Genomic DNA, 6,000 nt, shown 5'->3' with positions numbered 1-6,000 from the left:
GGCCCTCCCCGCCCCTGCGGGTCACTCCTCGGAGGCCGGTGCCGACACCGCTCCGGCTCCGCCTTCCTGCTCTGCGGCGGCCGTCTTCCTGGCGGCCGACTTCTTGGCGGCGGTCTTCTTCGCCGTCGACTTCGCGGCCGGCTTCTCCGCCGCCTTGCCGGTCGCCTTCGCGGCCGACTTCGCCGTCGTCTTCTTGGCCGCCGTCTTAGCCGCCGTCTTGGTTGCGGTCTTGGCCGCGGTCTTCTTGGCCGCCGCCTTCTTCGCCGGGGCCTTCTTGGCCGCCTTCTTCCCTGCGGTCTTCTTCGCCGGAGCGACGGCCTCGCCCTCGTCCGCCGGAGCGGTGGTGGTGACCGTACGGGTCACCCGCCGCCGGGGCCGGGCCGGGGCCACGTCGGTGACGACCTCGCCGACCACGGGCTCGGACTCGGCAGGGGCGGCAGCCGGAGCGGCCACCTCGTCCGAGGGGACGACCAGCACGGCAGCCGCGTCGTCACCCGTACGGGGAGCACCGGCCGGTGCGCTGGCCTTGCGCGTCACCCGCCGCCGACGCCGCGCGCCGGTGGCCGGCTCGGCCTCGGCAGGTGCGGCCTCGGGAGCTGCCGACTCGGCCGGGGCCCCGGCCTGCACCGGGGCCGCGGCGGACTCCGGCACAGCGGGCTCTGCGGCAGCGGGCTCGGCGACAGCCGATTCCGCGACCGCAGCCTCGGCGACAGCGGGCTCCGCTGCTGCGGGCTCGGTGACCACCGGCTCGACCACCTCGGCGGTCTCGCGCACCGCGCGCTTGGGCGACCCCGCGGGGGCGCTCGCCTTGCGGCTGCCCCGGCGCCGACGGCCGCCGCGCGAGGCGGAAGCCGCGGCCTCCGCCTCGGCGGCGCTGCTGAACAGCTCCTCGTCCGGTACGAACTCCACCGGTGCGGGTGCCGGAGCCGAGACGTCGGCGGCCTCGGCCACCGCCTCGGCGGGCTCCACGGCGACAGCGGCAGGCGCGGTGGCGGGCGAGGGCTCCGGCTGCGCCGGTGTGGGCTCGACCGGCGCGGGCTCGACGGGGGCCGGCTGCGGCTGTACCGCCTGCTGGGCCTTCGCCTCGGCCTTCTCCGCCTTGCCCTTGCCCTTCTTGCCCTTCTTGCCGCCGCCACCGGTCGCGGCGGCGGCGGTGGCCTGGTCCATGTGCACGATGACGCCGCGGCCGTTGCAGTGCACGCACTGCTCGGAGAAGGACTCCAGCAGCCCCTGCCCGACCCGCTTACGGGTCATCTGCACCAGGCCCAGCGAGGTGACCTCGGCCACCTGGTGCTTCGTACGGTCCCGGCCCAGGCACTCCAGCAGTCGGCGCAGCACCAGATCGCGGTTGGACTCCAGGACCATGTCGATGAAGTCGATCACGATGATGCCGCCGAGGTCGCGCAGCCGCAGCTGGCGCACGATCTCCTCGGCCGCCTCCAGGTTGTTCCTGGTGACCGTCTCCTCCAGGTTGCCGCCCTGGCCGGTGAACTTGCCGGTGTTGACGTCGACGACGACCATCGCCTCGGTCCTGTCGATCACCAGCGAGCCACCGCTGGGCAGCCACACCTTGCGGTCCAGCGCCTTGGCGAGCTGCTCGTCGATGCGGTACGTCGCGAAGACGTCCACGTCCGAGGTCCACTTCTGCAGCCGCTCGCCGAGGTCGGGGGCCACGTGCGAGACATAGCCGTGGATGGTCTCCCACGCTTCGTCGCCGCTGACGATGACCTTGGAGAAGTCCTCGTTGAAGATGTCCCGCACCACGCGGACGGTCATGTCCGGCTCGCCGTAGAGCAGCGTGGGCGCGTTGCCCTTCTGGGCCTTCTTCTGGATGTCCTCCCACTGCGCCTGCAGCCGTTCGACGTCGCGGCGCAGCTCCTCCTCGCTGGCGCCCTCGGCCGCCGTACGGACGATCACGCCGGCGCCCTCGGGGACGACCCGCTTGAGGATCTGCTTGAGCCGCGAGCGCTCGGTGTCCGGGAGCTTGCGGCTGATGCCCGTCATGGAGCCCTCGGGCACATAGACCAGATAGCGGCCCGGGAGCGAGACCTGGCTGGTCAGCCGGGCGCCCTTGTGACCGATCGGGTCCTTGGTGACCTGCACCAGCACCGACTGGCCCGACTTGAGCGCGGTCTCGATCCGGCGCGGGCCGCCCGCCATGCCCAGCGACTCGAAGTTGACCTCGCCCGCGTACAGCACGGCGTTGCGGCCCTTGCCGATGTCGACGAAGGCGGCCTCCATCGACGGCAGCACGTTCTGCACCTTGCCGAGGTAGACGTTGCCGACGTACGAGGTCGACTGCTCCTTGTTGACGAAGTGCTCGACCAGCACGTCGTCCTCGAGGACGGCGATCTGGGTGCGCTCACCGCTCTGCCGGACGATCATCTCGCGCTTGACGGCCTCGCGGCGGGCCAGGAACTCCGCCTCGGTGATGATCGGCACCCGGCGGCGGCCCTGTTCACGGCCCTCGCGGCGGCGCTGCTTCTTGGCCTCAAGACGGGTGGAGCCCTTGATGGCCTGCACCTCGTCGGAGGGCTCGTCCTTCTTCTTGCGCGGCTCGCGGACCTTGACGACGGTGCGCTCGGGGTCGTCCGAGGTGACCGTCTCGCTCGCGGCCTCCGCGTCGCCGGACCGGCGACGGCGCCGGCGGCGACGGCGCGAGCTGCTGCTGGAAGCGCCGCCGACAGGCGCTGCCTCCTCCTCGTCCTCAGCTGCTGCCGCGGCAGGCTCGCCCGCCTCGGTCTCCTCGGCGGCCTCGGAGCGCTCCTCGCGCTCCTCCTGCTCTTCGGCCTCCGCGCCCTCGGGCTGCTCGGCGCTCTCGCCCCGGCGGCGACGGCGGCCACCACGGCGACGACGGCGCGCGGGACGCTCGTCCGCCTGGCCGCCCTCCTGCTCCTCGGCTCCCTCGGCCTCGGGCTCGGGCTCGGCCTCGGGCTCCTGAGCCTGGGCGGCGCCCTCGCGCTCCTCCCGGGCCGCGGGCTGCTCGGCTGATTCCGCGCGGCGGCGACGGCGACGGCGCGGGGCACCGGCGGTCTCGTCCTCGACGGCGGCCTCCGGCTCCGCTTCCGCTTCCGCCTCCTGCTCGGCCTCGGCCCGGCGCTCGGCCTCTGCCGCGGCGGCGGCCGACTGCGGGGTCTGGAAGGCCGGCTCGGTGAAGACAGGCGGCTGGAACATCGCCATGGGCGGCGCGGGCCGCCTACGACGACCGCCCCGCGCCTCGGCCTTCTCGGCCTTGTCAGCCTTGTCGGCCTTCTCAGCCTTGTCGGTCTTCTCCGTCTTCGCGGGCTCGGCCGGTTCGGCGGCAGCGCCCGCCTCGGCCTTCCGGGCCGCCTCGCTCGTGGGGGCCGCGAAGCCCTTGGCCACCTTCGGCTCCGCAGCCTCCGCCTCCTGCGTCCCCTCGGCTGCCTTGGCGCCCTTACGGGTCGCACGGCGCCGGGTACGGGTGGGCGCGGCAGTCTCCTCACCGGCCGCGGGCCGCTCGGCGGCGACGGGCTGCTCGGCGGGGGTCTCGGTCGACTCGGTGACCTCGCTGGCCTCTGCCGCCTCCGCGGAGGCCGGTGCGGTACCGGCACGGGTCGCACGGCGCCGGGTGCGGCCACCGGACGCGGGTTCGGCGGCAGCCGCCGTCCCCGGCTCGGCCTCCGGCTCGGTCTGCGGCTCCTCCGTCACCTGAGCGGCGGCGCCCTTGCGGGTGCTCGCACGGCGACGGCTGCGCGCCTTCGGCGCCTCGGCCCCGGTCTCCGCCGCGGCCGCGGCCTGCGGGCCCTCGGCGCTCTCGCCGGTCTCCTCCGGCCCGGCCGCCGGTGCGGAGGTCTCGCGGGTGCTGCGCCGGCGCCCGGTCTTCGCGGGCTGCCCGGCCGCCGTCTCGTCGGCGTCCTCGGCCGGTGCCGCCCTGCGGCTGGTGGCACGGCGCCGGGTACGGGCCTTCGGCGCCTCGGCCTCGGCTTCGGCCTCGGCCGTAGCCTGCGGGCCCTCGGTGCTCGCGGCGCTGTCGGTGCTGTCGGTCTGCTCGGCGCTCACGGCCTCGGCGGGCTCAGCCGGGGGCGGCGAACCCGCCGGAGCTGTCGCCTTACGGGTCGCGCGGCGACGGCCACCCGACTTCGGCGGCTCCGTCCCCACCTCGACAGTCCCCCCGACAGCCTCAGACGGCGCGGCCGCAACGACCTGCTCAGCACTCCCAGCCTGCTCAGCAGGCTCAGCCGGAGCCGGGGACCCCGCAGGGGCAGTCGCCTTACGCGTCGCACGGCGGCGCGTGCGTGCCGCGGGGGCCGGAGCGGACTCGGCGGGCGCCCCGGTAGCGGCGCCCTCGGGCGCAGCACCCTCGGAGTCGCCCTCCCCGGAGCCGTCCGCCCCGGCGCTGTCCAGCGCGGTCGGCGGCGCCGGATCCGCGGCGGTCACGGCGCCGAGCTCAGCGCTCTCCTCCGGCTCCCCGTCCTCCTCGGTCTGCGGCGCGGCCGGCGGACCCGCGGGGCGGCTGGCGGCGCGGCGACGGCGGCGCGGGGGGAGGGTGTCGCTGGGGGTGCTCAGGGCGCCGCCGGCGGTCTCGGGCGGCCCGGCGGCTCCGCCGCCGACAGTGGCCTCGCTGTCGACGACCGACCCGCCGGACGCGGTCGATCCACCGGGAACGGCGGACGTGGCGGCTTCCGCTGAAGCGGCATGACCCGCTGCGGCTGCCTCGGCTTCGTTGGATTCAGTTGGTTCGAGCATGCGGGCGGTTCTCCCGTCACGCTCCCGGGCGCCGCGCTCTGGATCCGGGGCGACCCACCTCGCGGGCGGGTCGCTCTCCGGGGCGCGGGCGCCGCACGGGAGCTCGTTGTCTCACTCGCCGGTTCCGGTTCTTGTCCGACCCGGCTACGGCAAAAGTCTGCTGGTCTGTGCGCTCGTCTGCCGTACGGCTGCCCGGGTGGCTCCCTGGCGTGCGTCGGCGGCGGCGCGCTTCGGCGGCTGTCCTACGCGGCGCCGCCCGGCACCGTCGCGACGCTGGAGATCCCTGAGCCGATGGGCTCCGGAAGCGCGTCGCGGTCAGGTGCGAACGGGTCGGTCACCGTGCCGCTCTCCTCATCGAGCGGCCCCTGCGCCAGCCTGATCACCGCTGCGGGTGTCGGCGGCGCCAGGTCGGCCGTAGCGCGGAGACCGGACAGGACGTCGTCGGGTCGTACGGCAGGTGTCACGTGTCGTACTACCAGGCGCAGTATCGCACAGGCCCCCTTGCCGGGCCTATCGGTGCTGGTGGCGGCGTCGGCTTCGGCGTGCTGTCCGGTGACCGTGAGTGAGCGGACGGCTGCCCGCGCGTCGAAGGAGCGGATGCCCTTCTTGGTCTGCCGCTGCACCTCGACCGCTTCGGCCGCCAGGAACGCGTCTGCCGCCTTCTGTGCCTCTTGCGGGGTGACGCCGTCGAGCCTCAGCTCCCATACGGATGCCTGGAGCCGGTCGCTGAAGTCGGAGCCCTGTGCCTCGACGGCGTCGACGATGTCGAGGCCGTCCGGCATGCAGCTGTCGAGCAGCGCACGCAGCTGTTCCGGGTCGCGCTGCTGGACGAGGGCGATCTCCAGGTACTCGGCCTCGCTGCCGGTGCCGGTGGGGGCGGCATTGGCGTAGCTGACCTTGGGGTGCGGGGTGAATCCGGCGGAGTACGCCATGGGTACCTCCGCCCGGCGCAGTGCCCGTTCGAAGGCGCGCTGGAAGTCGCGGTGGCTGGTGAACCGAAGGCGGCCTCGCTTGGTGTAGCGCAGGCGGAGGCGCTGCACGGTGGGTGCGGGCGGCGGGCCTTCGGGCTGTCGCTTGCCCAGTGGTTCTCTCCTCGGTGCCGGGCGGCGCGCGGGGCGCGGCCACCCATGTCTTATAGGTCTGTCTTCTGCGTCGCGTACGAAGGCGGAAGTCCGCACCGGCCAGGCGGCGCCCTCGGTGACGAGGCGCCTCACCTGCGGCCGAACCCGCCCGGAGGCGGCGGGACGCCGGGGGCGCTTCCACCAGTACCGGGCCCGGGAGGCTCTCCGGCCT

2 protein-coding genes are annotated in these 6,000 nt (G+C 74.8%); both read right to left on the bottom strand.

Going from position 1 to position 6,000, the window contains the following annotated elements; genetic code table 11:
• Nucleotides 1-21: 21 nt before the first annotated feature.
• Nucleotides 22-4,707, bottom strand: a complete 4,686-nt coding sequence (locus tag ITI46_RS08425) for a ribonuclease E/G (RefSeq protein WP_209238802.1) — start codon at nt 4,705-4,707, stop codon at nt 22-24.
• 242 nt (nt 4,708-4,949) lie between these two features.
• Nucleotides 4,950-5,747 carry a TIGR03936 family radical SAM-associated protein gene (locus ITI46_RS08420; protein ID WP_209238801.1) on the bottom strand — a complete coding sequence of 266 codons (798 nt, stop codon included), beginning with the start codon at nt 5,745-5,747 and terminating at the stop codon, nt 4,950-4,952.
• Between the last annotated feature and the right edge of the window lie 253 nt (nt 5,748-6,000).

The organism is Streptomyces oryzae, from assembly GCF_017676365.1.
GTDB lineage: Bacteria > Actinomycetota > Actinomycetes > Streptomycetales > Streptomycetaceae > Streptomyces > Streptomyces oryzae.
This window is presented reverse-complemented; position numbering and strand designations above follow the sequence as displayed.

Excerpts from the sequence above, each read along its gene's own strand:
- ITI46_RS08425 (WP_209238802.1), bottom strand. The coding sequence starts at position 4,707 with ATGCTCGAACCAACTGAATCCAACGAAGCCGAGGCAGCCGCAGCGGGT.